General features: G+C 60.2%; 15 protein-coding genes. 5 read left to right on the top strand and 10 right to left on the bottom strand.

Translation table 11 applies throughout. From position 1 onward, the window contains the following. Entirely contained in the window at positions 1-1,689 is a 1,689-nt protein-coding gene (fadD2, locus tag V3W40_RS24950; protein WP_065925283.1) for a long-chain-fatty-acid--CoA ligase FadD2, read from the bottom strand. 223 nt (positions 1,690-1,912) lie between these two features. Here fadD2 and V3W40_RS24945 point away from each other — a divergent pair, with 223 nt between their 5' ends. Then, on the top strand, positions 1,913-2,857 hold the full coding sequence (locus V3W40_RS24945; protein WP_065925284.1) for an alpha/beta hydrolase: 945 nt from the start codon (positions 1,913-1,915) through the stop codon (positions 2,855-2,857). A 57-nt stretch (positions 2,858-2,914) separates the two neighbouring features. Further along, positions 2,915-3,385 carry a MaoC family dehydratase gene (locus V3W40_RS24940; RefSeq protein WP_003175719.1) on the top strand — a complete coding sequence of 157 codons (471 nt, stop codon included), beginning with the start codon at positions 2,915-2,917 and terminating at the stop codon, positions 3,383-3,385. Between the two features lie 136 nt (positions 3,386-3,521). Here V3W40_RS24940 and V3W40_RS24935 read toward each other — a convergent pair whose 3' ends face one another. Then, positions 3,522-3,989 (bottom strand): ferritin-like domain-containing protein, encoded by a 468-nt coding sequence (locus V3W40_RS24935; protein ID WP_032891010.1) that lies wholly within the window; start codon positions 3,987-3,989, stop codon positions 3,522-3,524. 207 nt (positions 3,990-4,196) lie between these two features. Here V3W40_RS24935 and V3W40_RS24930 point away from each other — a divergent pair, with 207 nt between their 5' ends. After that, positions 4,197-4,433 (top strand): DUF3820 family protein, encoded by a 237-nt coding sequence (locus tag V3W40_RS24930; protein ID WP_017139191.1) that lies wholly within the window; start codon positions 4,197-4,199, stop codon positions 4,431-4,433. A 10-nt stretch (positions 4,434-4,443) separates the two neighbouring features. Continuing rightward, positions 4,444-5,619, top strand: coding sequence for an aminotransferase class V-fold PLP-dependent enzyme (locus V3W40_RS24925; RefSeq protein ID WP_330215801.1), 1,176 nt, complete (start codon positions 4,444-4,446; stop codon positions 5,617-5,619). Positions 5,620-5,721: 102 nt separating this feature from the next. Here the strand turns inward: V3W40_RS24925 and V3W40_RS24920 are convergent, their stop codons facing one another. The 3 genes from V3W40_RS24920 to zwf are packed head-to-tail and all read right to left on the bottom strand — an operon-like array spanning position 5,722 to position 8,571. Next, the gene (locus V3W40_RS24920; RefSeq protein WP_026067364.1) at positions 5,722-6,387 is read right to left on the bottom strand and encodes a bifunctional 4-hydroxy-2-oxoglutarate aldolase/2-dehydro-3-deoxy-phosphogluconate aldolase; all 666 of its coding nucleotides are present in this window, start codon (positions 6,385-6,387) and stop codon (positions 5,722-5,724) included. A gap of 17 nt (positions 6,388-6,404) precedes the next feature. Further along, the gene (gene pgl, locus V3W40_RS24915; protein WP_092488914.1) at positions 6,405-7,118 is read right to left on the bottom strand and encodes a 6-phosphogluconolactonase; all 714 of its coding nucleotides are present in this window, start codon (positions 7,116-7,118) and stop codon (positions 6,405-6,407) included. Next, positions 7,105-8,571: a glucose-6-phosphate dehydrogenase gene (gene zwf / locus V3W40_RS24910; RefSeq protein WP_027605596.1), complete on the bottom strand. Its 1,467-nt coding sequence runs from the start codon at positions 8,569-8,571 to the stop codon at positions 7,105-7,107. The genes pgl and zwf overlap by 14 nt, the downstream gene beginning before the upstream one ends. Before the next feature lie 219 nt (positions 8,572-8,790). On the opposite strand from zwf, the gene V3W40_RS24905 reads away from it, so the two are divergent. After that, positions 8,791-9,651: a MurR/RpiR family transcriptional regulator gene (locus V3W40_RS24905; protein WP_169898656.1), complete on the top strand. Its 861-nt coding sequence runs from the start codon at positions 8,791-8,793 to the stop codon at positions 9,649-9,651. A gap of 50 nt (positions 9,652-9,701) precedes the next feature. Here V3W40_RS24905 and V3W40_RS24900 read toward each other — a convergent pair whose 3' ends face one another. The 5 genes from V3W40_RS24900 to V3W40_RS24880 all read right to left on the bottom strand — a co-directional run bounded on the left by V3W40_RS24900 (position 9,702) and on the right by V3W40_RS24880 (position 14,990). Next, the gene (locus V3W40_RS24900; RefSeq protein WP_330215800.1) at positions 9,702-10,547 is read right to left on the bottom strand and encodes a D-hexose-6-phosphate mutarotase; all 846 of its coding nucleotides are present in this window, start codon (positions 10,545-10,547) and stop codon (positions 9,702-9,704) included. Between the two features lie 100 nt (positions 10,548-10,647). Continuing rightward, on the bottom strand, positions 10,648-11,994 hold the full coding sequence (locus V3W40_RS24895) for a carbohydrate porin (RefSeq protein ID WP_027605594.1): 1,347 nt from the start codon (positions 11,992-11,994) through the stop codon (positions 10,648-10,650). A gap of 86 nt (positions 11,995-12,080) precedes the next feature. Beyond that, on the bottom strand, positions 12,081-13,241 hold the full coding sequence (locus tag V3W40_RS24890) for an ABC transporter ATP-binding protein (RefSeq protein WP_065939136.1): 1,161 nt from the start codon (positions 13,239-13,241) through the stop codon (positions 12,081-12,083). 2 nt (positions 13,242-13,243) lie between these two features. Then, a complete protein-coding gene (locus tag V3W40_RS24885) occupies positions 13,244-14,089 on the bottom strand; it encodes a carbohydrate ABC transporter permease (protein ID WP_330215799.1) in 846 nt (281 codons plus the stop codon). Next, a complete protein-coding gene (locus tag V3W40_RS24880) occupies positions 14,082-14,990 on the bottom strand; it encodes a carbohydrate ABC transporter permease (protein ID WP_003175732.1) in 909 nt (302 codons plus the stop codon). The genes V3W40_RS24885 and V3W40_RS24880 overlap by 8 nt, the downstream gene beginning before the upstream one ends. Positions 14,991-15,023 lie beyond the last annotated feature (33 nt).

Below are 15,023 nucleotides of genomic sequence, written 5' to 3'. Positions count from 1 at the left end.
TCAGGCGATGTCGCGTAGTTCCCTGCGCAGGATCTTCCCTACCGGCGTCATCGGTAACGAGTCGCGCAACACAATGTGCTTGGGCACCTTGTAACCCGTGAAGTTGGTCTTGCAGTACGCCTTCAACTCCTCAAGGCTCACCCCTTCTGCACGCGCCACCACGAACAGCTTCACCGCCTCCCCCGTGCGCTCGTCCGGCACGCCGATCACCGCGCAGTTGGCCACGGCCGGATGGGCCATCACCACGTCCTCGATTTCGTTGGGGTATACATTGAAACCCGAGACGATGATCAAATCCTTCTTGCGGTCGACAATGCGCACAAACCCATCTTCGTCGATCACCGCGATGTCACCGGTCTTCAGCCAGCCTTCGGCGTCCAGGGCCTCAGCAGTGGCCGCCGGTTGCTGCCAGTAGCCCTTCATCACCTGCGGGCCCTTGATGCACAACTCACCGCGCTCGCCCAGGGGCAGCTCGGTGCCTTCGTCATCAATTACCTTCATCGCCGTGGCGGGCACCGGGATGCCCACGGTCCCCAGGCGTGATTTCTTGCCGTAGGGGTTGGTGCTGGCCACCGGCGAAGTTTCCGTCAGGCCATAGCCCTCGCCGATCGAGCAGCCGGTGATCTGCTCCCAGCGTTCGGCGGTAGCCTTGATCAGGGCCGTACCGCCGGAGTTGGTGAGCTTGAGGTGGGAGAAATCCAGGTTCTTGAACTCCGGGTGGTCCATCAACGCCACAAACAGCGTGTTGAGCCCCAGCAGCCCGGTAAAGCGCCACTTTTTCAGCTCCTTGATAAACCCACCGATGTCCCTGGGGTTGGTGATCAGTACGTTGTGGTTACCCGAGACCATCATGCACATGCAGTTCGCGGTGAAGGCATAGATATGGTACAGCGGCAGCGGCGCGATCATCACCTCCTGCCCTTCCTTGATCAGCGGGTGGCCGTCGTCGCCCACCTGGGACATGCACGCGCGCGCCTGTTGCATGTTCGCCACCAGGTTGCCATGGGTGAGCATCGCGCCCTTGGCCAGGCCGGTGGTGCCGCCGGTGTATTGCAGCACGGCAATATCGTCCAGGTTCACCGGATGGCGCGTCACGCCGAGGCCCGCGCCCATGCGCAGGGCGCGCTTGAACGACACCGCACGCGGCAGGTGGTAGGCCGGGACCATCTTCTTGACCTTGTCGACCACGGTGTTGACCAGCCAGCCTCTGGCAGCGGGCATGAAGTCGCCCATCCTGGCTTCGATCAGGTAGTCGATCTCGGTGTCGGTGCACACGTCCTGCACCCGCGAACCGAACAGGTTGAGGTAGACCAGGGCACGCACGCCGGCGTCCTTGAACTGGTGGCGCATCTCGCGCGGGGTGTAGAGCGGGTTGGTGTTGACCACGATCAGCCCGGCGCGCAGTGCGCCGAACACGGCAATCGGGTAGTGCAGCACGTTGGGCATCTGTACGGCGATGCGCTCGCCGGGCTTGAGGTCGGTGTGCTGCTGCAGGTAGCCGGCGAACGCCGCACTCTGGCGCTCAAGCTCGGCGTAGGTCAGGGTGACGCCCATGTTGCTGAATGCCGGACGGTCGGCAAAGGCCTTGCACGAGCGCTCGAAGACTTCGATTACCGACTTGTAGGCCGACAGGTCGATGTCATTGGGAACGCCCGCCGCGCGTTTGTCATTCCAGAAATCAGGTTGCATTATTCTTGTCCCCTTACCTGAAGGTGTCTGGCCGCTTTTATAGAAAGCGGAGCTTGGGGGACGTTAGCAGCTATGGCCAAGCAGGCAAATACAGCAAATTGCGTCATTGATTGTATGAATCTTGTCCCTGATGCGCAGGCAGATACCCCGTCGCCTGACAGATGAGCTATACACTGCAACAACGTCGAGCAGACCTTGAGCAGACCTTGAGAAAGGGAACCCCATGAACCACAGCACCTTCTGGCTGACCGCGAATGACCGCAGCCGCCTGTACGTCAATCATTGGATGCCCGACGGCCCGGCGAAGGCGGTGGTCATGCTGTCCCACGGCATGGCGGAGCACAGCGGGCGCTATGCGCGGCTGGCCGAAGCCTTGTGCAGTGCAGGCTATGGCGTGTATGCGCCGGACCAGCGTGGCCACGGCCGCACCGCCGACGAAGGTACGCTGGGCCTGTATGCCGAAAAGGATGGCTGGAACAAAGTGGTCGGCGACCTGGCCAGCCTCAACCAGCACATCGGCCAGCAGCAGCCGGGGCTGCCGATCATTTTGCTGGGCCACAGCATGGGCAGCTATATCGCCCAGGCCTACCTGCTGCACCACAGCGCCAGCCTGCATGGAGCGATTCTCAGCGGTTCGAATTTCCAGCCCGTGGCGCTGTACCGCGCCGCACGGCTGATCGCTCGCGCCGAACGCCTGCGCCAGGGTGTGCGCGGGCGCAGTGCGTTGATCGAGTTCCTGTCGTTCGGCTCGTTCAACAAGGCATTCAAGCCCACTCGCACCGCGTTCGACTGGCTCAGCCGTGACCCGAACGAAGTCGACAAATACATCAACGATCCACTCTGCGGCTTCCGCTGTACCAACCAACTATGGATCGATCTGCTCGGCGGCTTGCAGCAAATCAGCAAAGCGTCCAATCTCGCCCAGATCGATCCGGGCCTGCCGATCCTGGTGATGGGCGGCGAATGTGATCCGGTCAGTGAGGGCAAGCGTCTCAAAAGCCTGGCCCATGCCCTGCGTGAGGCCGGCAGCCAGCACCTGCAACTGAATATCTACCCGCAGGCGCGTCACGAAGTGTTCAACGAAACCAATCGCGACGAAGTCACCGCCGATGTGCTGACGTGGCTCGACCAGGCCCTGACCTTGCGCAGGCCGGCCCACTGCGAATAAATTTACGTTTAAAATCAGATAGTTAAATTACCGATTAGCCACAGGATGCACCTTTAGATGACCCAGGTAACCAACACCCCGTACGAAGCCCTTGAAGTCGGCCAGACCGCCAGCTACAGCAAGACCGTCGAAGAGCGTGATATCCAGCTGTTTGCCGCCATGTCCGGCGACCACAACCCGGTACACCTGGATGCCGAATACGCCAAGGCGACCATGTTCAAGGAGCGTATCGCCCACGGTATGTTCAGCGGCGCCCTGATCAGCGCGGCCGTTGCGTGTGAGCTGCCCGGGCCGGGCACTATCTATATCGGCCAGCAGATGAGCTTCCAGAAGCCGGTGAAAATCGGCGATACCCTGACCGTGCGCCTGGAAATCCTCGAGAAGCTGCCGAAGTTTCGCGTACGCATTGCCACCCGTGTGTTCAACCAGCGCGATGAGCTGGTCGTGGATGGCGAGGCGGAAATTCTTGCACCACGCAAGCAGCAGGTCGTGACCTTGACCGAGTTGCCGCCGATCAGCATCGGCTGAGTAGGGTTTCAAGGCCAACACAATACAAATGTGGGAGGGGGCTTGCCCCCGATGGCGGTGTGTCAGTCATTGAAATATCGACTGATCCACCGCTATCGGGAGCAAGCCCCCTCCCACATGTCTTACACAGCAGCGCTTAGGACTGAGCGCGAGCCTGGTTACGCAGGGCTTTTACCTGGTCGTGATTGCGTTGCACGCCGTGGTACTGACGCTCAACCAGGTCACGAATGCCCAGCAGGTTGTGCTTGTTGATCTTCTCGATGGCTTCTTTATAAGCCTTCAGTGCGTGATCTTCGCCGCGCTCGGCTTCGTTCAGCACAGCCTCTTCGTCCTTACCGGTCACCATCGACTTCACGTCGACCCAGCCACGGTGCAGGGCGCCGGCTACGCTGCCGGAGTCTTCCGGATCACCGCCCAGGGCACGCACGGCGGTCTTCAATTCGGCGGCGGCGGTAGCGCAGTCAGCGGAGCGCTTGGCAAACAGCGCCTTGAGTTCCGGATGCTTGATGTCTTCTGCGCATTCCTTGAAGCCTTTCTGGCCGTCGATGCTGGTCTCGATCAGGTCGTTCAGTACGGAGATCGATTCTTTGTTGATGTCAGTCATTTTTCAATTCCTTAGGCAGGTGAAGAAGGGTTGTCTTAATGATTGCAGCGCTCGTGCCAGGTTTTGAAAAATTACTTTTATGTTTATTTTCAATAACTTAAAAATATTTGAACCATCTGTATGTACGTTATTTGCATGATCTGTCATTTGGCCTTCATGCAGAATGCCTGTATTTTCGAAGACCTCGCCTCACTCAATACGAAGCCCATGAATCCCGAAAAACTCGAACTGCTGATCACCCGCGAAATGCCCTTCGGCAAGTACAAGGGCCGGATCATCGCCGACCTGCCGGGTCCCTACCTGAACTGGTTCGCCCGCGAAGGCTTTCCCCACGGCGAACTGGGTGGGTTGCTAGCATTGATGCAGGAAATCGACCACAACGGCTTGTCTGAATTGTTGGAACCGCTGCGCGTTAAACACGGCAAACCCGCCCCCCGCCATTAAGAGACTCGCCATGCCAAGGAATGCTGACAACGAACCTCACTGGCAGGCCATCGCCCAGCGCTATGCGCTGGAGCCCGGCCCGATCAACCTGGAGAACGGCTACTTCGGGCGTATGAGCCGCGAGGTGCAGGCGCAGTACCTGGAGCATGTGGCGTTTATCAACCGCAGCAACTCGCTGTATGTGCGCCAGCGCTTCGAGCAAGGTGAAAACGTCGAGCTCCGTCGCCAACTGGCGGGCCTGATCGACGTCGACCCCGAGGCAGTCGCCTTTACCCGCAACGCCACCGAAGCCTTGCAGTCGCTGATCCGCAACTACAACCGCCTGCAACCCGGCGATCAGGTGCTGATCAGCGACCTGGAGTACGACACGGTCAAAGGTGCGATGCGCTGGTTGGCGGGGGTTCGCGGTGTGGAGGTGATAGAACTGTCCCACACCCACCCAGCCAGTTTCGACAGCCTGTTGCAGACCTATCGCGATGCGTTCGCCCAATACCCGCGCCTGAAGCTCATGGCACTGACCCATGTGACCCACCGCACCGGCCTGGTGATGCCCGTAGAGGCCATCGCCAAGGCTGCGCGTGAGCATGCCATCGACGTGATCCTCGACGGCGCCCATGCACTGGGCCAGATCGAGCTCAACCTCGCCGAACTGGGCATTGCGTTCGCCGGCTTCAACCTGCACAAATGGATCGGCGCGCCGCTGACCCTGGGGTTCCTCTATATCGCCCCCAAACGCCTGGCTGACATTGATCCGGACATGGGCGAGTTCCACTACCCCGCCACCGACGTGCGGGCGCGTACGTCGTACAGCACGCCGAACTTTCCGGCACTGATGACCTTGCCGCTGGTACTGCAAGAACATCGCGCGCTGGGTGGCGCGGCGGCCAAGGGCGCGCGGATCAATTACCTGCGGGATTTATGGGTGAGACAGGTGCGACCGTTGCCGGGGATCGAGGTGCTGACGCCGGATGATCCACGGCTGTATTGCGGGATTACGGCGTTCAAGTTCAGCGGGCGGGATCAGCAGGTGATGGTGGATCGCATGCTCAAGGACTATGGGCTGTTCACTACTACGCGCACCGGTGCGGCGTTTGGTACCTGTATCCGCGTGACACCGGGGTTGGTGACGTCGGCGGAGGACATCAATGTCCTGGTCAATGCCATTACCGAGCTAAGCAGAGATTAAAGGTGGGCCTCAGGTTTTTACCGGCAAAAAAAAAGCGGTACACCGACCAAGTGCACCGCAAAAATGCCGTTAAGCACAGCAACAACGATTCGATGAATCAGATCAATCCAGCAGCGCCAGCGCCTGCGCGGTGACTTCCTGGATGCGGGCCCAGTCGCCGTTCTTCACCCACTCCGGGTCAAGCATCCAGCTGCCGCCCACGCACATCACGTTTTTCAACGCCATGTAGCTTTTGATATTGGCCGGGCCGACGCCGCCGGTCGGGCAGAATTTCACTTCGCCGAACGGGCCGCCCAAGGCCTTGATCGCGGCAACGCCACCGCTGACTTCGGCCGGGAACAGTTTGAAGCGACGGTAGCCCAGGCCGTAGCCTTCCATGATGCCGGAGGCGTTGCTGATGCCTGGCAGCAGCGGGATCGGGCTGTGCACCGAGGCTTCCAGCAGGTCACGGGTGATGCCGGGGGTGACGATAAATTGCGAACCGGCGACTTCCGCCGCTTCAAGCATGTGGCGGTCGAGTACGGTGCCGGCGCCGGTGCACAGTTCAGGCCGCTGCTCACGCAGCACCTGAATGGCCTTGAGGCCGAACTCGGAACGCAAGGTCACTTCCAATGCGGTCAAACCACCGGCTGCCAGGGCATCGGCCAGCGGCAGGATGTCCTGCTCGCGGGCAATGGTGATCACCGGCAGGATCCGCGCCTTGGCGCAGAGGCTGTCGATCAGGGCAACTTTATCCGCCATGGACACGGTCGGTTGAGGGCTTTTCATAGCGGCTGATCCTTGGCTCATGGGCACCAGTAAATCTCTAAAGTAGGTTGCAAAAACGCGCGAATCGGCATGGCAGCGACGTCGTCACTGGCCAGCGCGGCGCTCAAGGTGGTCAATTTCGAACTGCCGGAAATCGACAGCGCGGTGTAGTGGGCCGTGGCCAGCAATGCGCGACTCATGGTCAGGCGCTGGTGCGGCACGGTCGGCGCCAGCATCGGCCAGCAACGGCGGGTACCGTCGGCCTGCAGTGCAGCGGCGAGGTTCGGGCTGTTGGGAAACAGCGATGCGGTGTGGCCGTCATCGCCCATGCCCAGCACCAGCACATCAATGGCCGGCAACTCGGCCAGCAGGCGATCGGCCTGCTCGGCAGCGTCTTCAAGGTTGGCGGCGGCGCTGTACAGGCTGAGAAACCTGGCCTTGGCCGCCGGGCCTTGCAACAGGTGCTGCTTCAACAGGCCGGCATTGCTGTCGGCGTGTTCCACCGGCACCCAGCGCTCATCGGCCAGGGTGATGGTGACCTTGGACCAGTCCAGGCCTTGCCTGGCCAGGTTCTGGAAAAACGCCACGGGGCTGCGGCCACCGGACACCACCAGGGTCGCTTCGCCACGGGCACTGATGGCCGCGCGCAGTTGTTCGGCCACGTCGTTGGCCAGGCCGTCCGCCAGCAGCACAGGCGTGCGGTACTCGTGGGCAGTCACGCCCCGAGGCAGTTTCAATTCAGATATCGCCATACCAAGACCTCCCATCCCGCGTGATCAGTGCAATCGAGCTCATCGGCCCCCAGGACCCCGCCGCATACGGCTTGGGCGCATCACCGGATTTTTTCCACCCGGCGATCAACTGGTCACACCACTTCCACGCGGCTTCGATTTCATCTTTGCGAACAAACAGGTTCTGATTGCCGCGCATCACTTCCAAAAGCAAACGCTCGTAGGCATCGGGGATGCGCGCACTGCGATAGGTATCGGAAAAATTCAGTTGCAATGGCCCGCTGCGCAGTTGCATGCCCTTGTCCAGGCCCTGCTCCTTGGTCATCACGCGCAAGGAAATACCTTCGTCCGGCTGCAGGCGGATGATCAGCTTGTTGCTGATCTGCAGGCGCTGCTCGGGGGCGAAGATATAGTGGGACGGTTCCTTGAAGTGAATGACGATCTGCGACAGTTTCTGCGGCATGCGCTTGCCGGTACGCAGGTAGAACGGCACCCCGGCCCAACGCCAGTTACGAATGTCGGCGCGCAGGGCGACGAAGGTTTCGGTGTCGCTCTGGGTGTTGGAGTTCTCTTCTTCCAGGTAACCGGGCACCGGCTTGCCGGCGCTGTAGCCGGCGATGTACTGGCCACGCACCACCTGAGTGGTAAGGCCATCCGGGCTGATCGGCGCCAGGGCCTTGAGCACCTTGACCTTCTCGTCACGGATGCTGTCGGCGGACAGGTCGGCCGGCGGGTCCATGGCGATCAGGCAAAGCAGTTGCAGCAGGTGGTTCTGGATCATGTCGCGCAACTGGCCGGCCTTGTCGAAATAGCCCCAACGGCCTTCGATGCCGACCTGCTCGGCCACGGTGATTTCCACATGGGAAATGTAGTTCTGGTTCCACTGGGTTTCGAACAGGCTGTTGGCGAAACGCAGGGCGATCAGGTTCTGGACGGTCTCTTTGCCCAGGTAGTGGTCGATACGGTAGGTGCGGTTTTCCGGGAAGAACTGCGCCACGGCGTCGTTGACCTTGCGCGAGGATTCCAGGTCCGAACCGATGGGTTTCTCCAGCACGACGCGGGTGTTTTCCGCCAGGCCGACCTTGGACAGGTTCTCGCAGATCGCACCGTACACCGCCGCAGGCGTGGCGAAGTAGGCAATCAGGCGTTGTTCGGTGCCGGCCTTTTCCGCCAGGGCCACGTAGTCATCGGCCTTCATGAAGTCGACGTGGACATAGGTCAGGCGCGCCAGGAAACGCTGGGCGATGCTCTCGTCCAGTTCCTTGCCGACGTATTTACGCAATTCTTTTTCGATATGGGCCAGGTGTTGCTGCTCGGAACCGGCTTCCCGGGCCAGGGCCAGGATGCGGGTATCGTCGTGCAGCAGCCCGGCGCCATCGAGTTGATAGAGGGCAGGAAATAACTTGCGCAGCGCCAGATCACCCAAGGCGCCAAACAGGGCAAAGGTGCAGGGTTCTACGGTTATCGAAGGCATGATGTTTGTTCTTTTATCAAGTTAAGCTACAAATACCTTTTTTCAAGGCATCACTCAAGGAAAAATGTAGTAATAACCACAACATTTTCCGGAAATACGCATTCCGAGTGGTGGTGTTCAGCTACCCTCAGTAGGATAGGCCACCGCAAAAGGCCACTCGTCGATTGGTTGCCACCCTTTATTTGCATCGTCGCCCGAAGGAAAGACTGAATGGACCGCGTGCGAAATCTTCTGGAACAGATCCGGAACCGCCTCGAAGAATTGAACAAGGCTGAGAAAAAAGTGGCCGAGGTCATCCTGCTCAACCCGCAGCAGGCGACCCGCTTCTCCATCGCAGCCCTTGCCCAGGCCGCCTCGGTCAGTGAACCGACGGTCAACCGTTTCTGCCGTTCGTTCGGCGTCAGCGGTTACCCTGAACTTAAATTGCAGTTGGCGCAAAGCCTGGCCAGTGGCGCAGCGTACGTCAGCCGCGCCGTGGAGGCCGATGATAACCCCGAGGCCTACACCCAGAAGATCTTTGGCAGCGCCATCGCCTCGCTGGACGCCGCCTGCCAGGCCCTGGACCCGGCCCTGATCAGCAAGGCCGTGGACCTGTTGATCCAGGCGCGGCAGATCCACTTCTTCGGCCTGGGCGCTTCGGCGCCGGTGGCCATGGACGCGCTGCACAAGTTTTTCCGCTTCAACCTGGCGGTCACCGCCCACGCCGACGTGCTGATGCAACGCATGATCGCCTCGGTGGCCCACACGGGCGAGCTGTTCGTGATTATTTCCTACACCGGGCGCACCCGTGAGCTGGTGGAAGTGGCGCGTATCGCCAGGGAAAACGGTGCGTCGGTGCTGGGCGTAACCGCCGAGAACTCGCCGCTGGCCAAGGCCAGTACCGTAAGCCTGAACATTCCACTGCCCGAAGACACCGACATCTATATGCCGATGACCTCACGGATCATTCAGTTGACGGTGCTGGATGTGCTGGCGACCGGTATGACCTTGCGCCGTGGAGTGGATTTCCAGCCGCATTTGCGCAAGATCAAAGAGAGCTTGAATGACAGCCGGTATCCGGTGGGGGATGAGTTCAACTAAGCCCCTGCCACCGTAGCAGTGTCGGATAAGACGGTATCTACGACAATGTGCTAGGCGCCTGCCCGCGCCTGCAAACTGAGATGCGCCCTCTCCCCCGGCGCCAGACTCGCCCCGGCCATCGCCGACTCCACGCACACAAACCCCGACGCTTCGTTGAAGCTCACCCCCAGCAGCGGCCGGCTGCCGGGATGCCATACGACGGTGTCGGCGCTGTCGCCGGTATCAATGCACAATTCACGCTGCCAGGAGTGATCCTTGAGGTGCAGTTCGCCATCGTGCTGGAACACCCGCTGGCAGCCGCCATCAACCCTTAGTTCGCCTTCCTGCTGGCACGCCTGGCGATTGAGCTGGTCGTAACCGTGCGCGCCGTCGAGCCCAGACAGCGCTATCTCATCGACGTGACCAATACGCCAGTAAGCGTGCAAAGCATGGCTCAACTGGCACGGCAACTCATCCTGGTGCTCGGTGCTCAGGCGCAATTCCAGGGTGTCGCCCAGGTGCGCGTGCAGGTCGACCTGCCAGTCGCACAGCTGCAATTGCCAGTGCAGGCGCACGCCGTCGTCGTCGCTGCTGCTGTCGAGCAGCTTCCAGTCGATCAACCGCGCCCAACCATGGGAAGGCCATGCGTTTTCGCTCGGATGGCGGCCATACCACGGCCAGCACACCGGTATGCCGCCACGGATGGCGCCGACTTGCGGCCACTTGGCCGCACACCACAGCCAGGGTTTCTGGCCACGGGGCTGAAAGTGCAACAATTGCGCGCCCTGGCGACTGAACACCGCCTGGCACAGCGGATGGTCGATCACCAACACGTCGCGCATCTGAAAGCGCTCCCAGGCGAACACCGGACGCTCGCGCAGGGATTTGAAAAAGCGTTGCAGCGGTTGCTCATGCATGTGCCACGGTCCCAAATATCACAGTGCCACCCAAAAAAAAGCGGATAGCCATGGCTACCCGCAAAATGCGCACAGAGAGAAGGAGCTTATCGCAACAGCGTTAGAACGTAGACTGAATTTTCAGGCCCGCCACCAGCGCGTTGTCGACTTTATCCACGCCGCCCGGTTGGACAACGTATTGCAGGTTGGGACGCACGGTCAGCCAGTTGGTGACGTGGAAGCCGTAGTTGATTTCGAAGTTGTACTCGGTTTCGCGGATCGGCGAGAACAGCGGGTTGTCGTAGTCGGCCACGCCGTTGGCGGCATTCAGCAGTTCGGCGTTTTTCTTCACGTCATCGTTGACGTGCAGACGCGCAGCACCAATACCGACGTCATCTTTCGGACGCGCGTCGAATGGGCCTTTGTACACCAGCATCAACGACTGGTAGTTGTCGACCAGGTTGGTTTCCTTGTCGTGGAAGGTCGCGTTGGCGGCGATGTTCAAGCCACGGGAAGCGTCGCCGTTATGGGTGGTGAGTTGCTGCTGGGCAACGAACCAGTAGCCTTTTTTGCTGCTGCGGGTACGGTAGGCCGCACCGGTGGTAGCAGCATCGTTGCCATTGACGTCTTCACGAACGTCAGCAGCATCGGCGGCGCTCTTGTAGTAACCCACACGGTATTCGCCCGGCAGGTTATTCACCTTCGGCGACCAGACCAACTCCACCGGAATCACGGTGCCCTTGGTGCCGCTGCCGCTGAGTTTGAAGCCGTTGCCGTGCTCCAGCTGCGACGGGTTCTGGTTGTATGCACCGATTTGCGCATACAGCTCAGGCGTGATGTTGTACTTCACGCGGATCGCGGCCTGGCTGACCGGCCAGTTGTACCAGGTGTTTACATAGTTGCCGACCTGGGAGCCACAGAACGACAGGTTCTGGAAGTCGCACGGGAAGGTATTGAAGTCTTCGCCTTCACCGAAGTAGCCGAGCTTCACGTCCAGCTTGTTGTCGAACATCTGGTGCTGAATCCAGAACTGGGTCAGACGCACCATGTGGCCACGACCGTAGACTTCCATGGACGAGCTCAGCGTGCCGGCACGCGGGTCGCCAATGCGGTCGTTGGAGATGTTCTGGCCATTACGGTTAGTCAGCTGGATCTTGGCCTGGGTGTTATCCCAGCCCCACAGCTTTTGCAGGTCCAGCGCCACGCCCAACCCGAACTGGTCGGAGTAACGGCCGGTCTTGTCGTCGTTGTAGCCGCCGCGCAGGTTGGCGCCCATTTCCCCTACGTAGTCAGCCTTGATGTCGATACCTTGCTCGATCAGCTTGGTACGCTCGCCGCCCCAATCACCGGTCATCCACTTGGAGTCGGCACTGAATGCATCGGCCGCCATCGCATTGGCGGACAGTACAAGGGCTGCTGCTGCTGACAGTTGGCAGATCAGCCGAGTGTTGTTGTGTTGCTTTTTCATCCCTACATCCTCGTCTTTATTGTTATTAAACTGTTTTTATCTAACGCGGGTTACTTTTTTTCATCTAAAACAACAACTTATCTACTTCAGCGACCTTTGAATTGGGCCACGTTGTCCGCATGCCCCTGTGCGGGCAATGAAGAAGCAGTGCCGAGGCGCTCGCCCGTGTTGGCGTCGAACAGCAATACCTTGGATGGATCGAATTGCAGTGTCAGGGTCTCGCCCACCTGCGGCGCCACATCAGGCGCCAAACGGCAGCAGACCTTGGTGTCATTGAGCTGCACAAACACCAGTGTGTCCGGGCCGGTCGGCTCGGTGACCTGGACCTCGGCACGTATGCTCGATGAACCATTACCCTCACCCGCCGCCAACACGATCTGCTCCGGGCGCAGGCCCAGGATCACATCACGGTCTTCCAGGCCGGCGTCGTTCATACCCAGCGGCAATTCGCATCGCGCCTGGCCGCTGTCGAGCAGCGCCACCAACTTCCCGTCCTTGCGTTTTAGGCGCATAGGAACGAAGTTCATCGGTGGTGAACCGATAAAGCTTGCCACAAATAGGTTAGCAGGGTCGTTGTAAATTTCTTTCGGCGTGCCGAATTGTTGGATGATGCCGTCCTTCATCACCGCCACCTTATCGCCCAGGGTCATCGCTTCAATCTGGTCGTGGGTCACGTAGACCGTGGTGGTCTTGAGGCGCTGGTGCATCAGCTTCATTTCGGTACGCATCTCGACGCGCAGCTTGGCGTCGAGGTTGGACAGCGGTTCGTCGAACAGGTAGATCTTCGGCCGACGTGCCAGTGCCCGGCCCATGGCCACGCGCTGTTGCTGGCCGCCGGAGAGCTGGCCCGGCTTGCGGTTGAGCAGGTGTTCGATCTGCAGCAGCTTGGCCACGCGCGCCACTTCGGCGTCGATGTCGGCCTGGGGCATCTTGCGGATCTTGAGGCCGAACTCGATGTTCTCGCGCACGCTCATGGTCGGGTACAGCGCGTAGGACTGGAACACCATGGCGATGTCACGGTCCTTGGGACTCATGCCGCTGACGTCCTGGTCGCCGATCATGATCGCGCCGCCGGTGATGGTCTCCAGGCCGGCGATGCAGTTCATCAGCGTGGACTTACCGCAACCCGAAGGGCCGACCAGGATCAGGAACTCTCCCTCTTTGATCGACAGTTCGATGTTCTTCAAGGTGTCGGGCAGGCCGGCGCCATAGGTCTTGTTTACATTGCGAAGTTCAAGCGTAGCCATGATTACCCCTTGACCGCGCCGGCCGTCAGGCCGCGCACGAAATACTTGCCTGCGATCACATAGACCAGCAGGGTCGGCAGCCCGGCGATCATCGCCGCCGCCATATCCACGTTATATTCCTTGGCCCCGGTGCTGGTGTTGACCAGGTTGTTCAGCGCCACCGTGATGGGCTGGGAGTCGCCACTGGAGAACACCACACCGAACAGGAAGTCATTCCAGATCTGGGTGAACTGCCAGATCAGGCAGACCATGATGATCGGCGTGGACATCGGCAGAATGATCTGGCGGAAGATGGTGAAGAAACCCGCTCCGTCCAGGCGTGCCGCCTTGATCAACGCATCCGGGATGCTCACGTAGTAGTTACGGAAGAACAGCGTGGTGAACGCCAGGCCGTACACCACGTGCACAAACACCAGGCCGGTGGTGGTGCTGGCCAGGCCCATCTTGCCGAGGGTGAACGACGCGGGCAGCAGCACGGTCTGGAACGGCAGGAAGCAGCCGAACAACAGCAAGCCGAAGAACAGCTGCGAACCACGGAAGCGCCAGAACGACAGCACATAACCGTTCAACGCACCGATGGCGGTGGAAATCAGCACGGCCGGCACGGTGATCTTGATCGAGTTCCAGAAGTAGCCATCCACGGTGTCCCAGGCCTTGACCCAGCCGATGCCGCTGACCACGGTCGGCCAGCTCAACAGGTTGCCGGTGCTGATGTCTTCAGGGGTCTTGAAGCTGGTGAGCAACATCACCACCAGCGGTACCAGGTACAGCAACACTGCAAGGATCAGCACCGCGTAGATCGCGATGCGGCTCAGGCCGATGGCAGGTTTGGCAGCGAGACTAGTCATTACGCTTGGTCCTCAGCTCGGAGTAGAGGTAAGGCACGATGATCGCGAGGATCGCACCGAGCATCAGGATTGCACTGGCCGAGCCCATGCCCATCTGGCCACGGCTGAAGGTGAACGAGTACATGAACATCGCAGGCAGGTCGGACGAATAGCCCGGGCCACCGGCCGTCATGGCCGCCACCAGGTCGAAGCTCTTGATCGCAATGTGCGCCAGGATCATCACCGCACTGAAGAACACCGGACGCAGGCTGGGCAGCACCACGCTCCAGTAGATGCGCGGCAGGCTCGCGCCGTCGATCTGGGCGGCACGGATGATCGACTGGTCAACCCCACGCAGGCCAGCGAGGAACATCGCCATGATGAAGCCGGAGGCTTGCCACACGGCGGCAATCACCAGGCAGTAGACCACGCGGTCCGGGTCGATCAGCCAGTCGAGACGGAAGCCTTCCCAGCCCCAGTCACGCAGGAGTTTGTCCAGGCCCATGCCCGGGTTGAGCAGCCATTTCCAGGCGGTACCGGTGACGATCATCGAGAGCGCCATCGGGTACAGGTAAATGGTGCGGATAAAACCTTCGCGGCGGATTTTCTGGTCGAGGAAAATCGCCAGCGTCACGCCGATCACCAGGGTGATGCCGATGAACATCCCGCCGAACAGCGCCAGGTTCTTGCTCGCCACCCACCAACGGTCGTTGTCGAACAACCGCTCGTATTGCGCAAGACCCGCCCATTTGTAGCTTGGCAGGAACGTAGAGGTGGTGAACGAGAGCACAAACGTCCACAGGATGTAGCCGTAGAAACCCACCAACACGATGAACATGCTGGGCGCCAGCACCAGTTTGGGTAGCCAGCGCTGCAGTGCATCGAACGGCGAGGCTTTGCTGAACACAGCAACAGAACTCATGGGGAAATCCAATACAGGGAAAAAGGACTACAG

Source organism: Pseudomonas sp. AM8, from assembly GCF_036346475.1.
Classification (GTDB): domain Bacteria; phylum Pseudomonadota; class Gammaproteobacteria; order Pseudomonadales; family Pseudomonadaceae; genus Aquipseudomonas; species Aquipseudomonas marginalis.
Note: the sequence above shows the minus strand (reverse complement) of the source record. Positions and strands in the feature narration are given on the sequence as shown.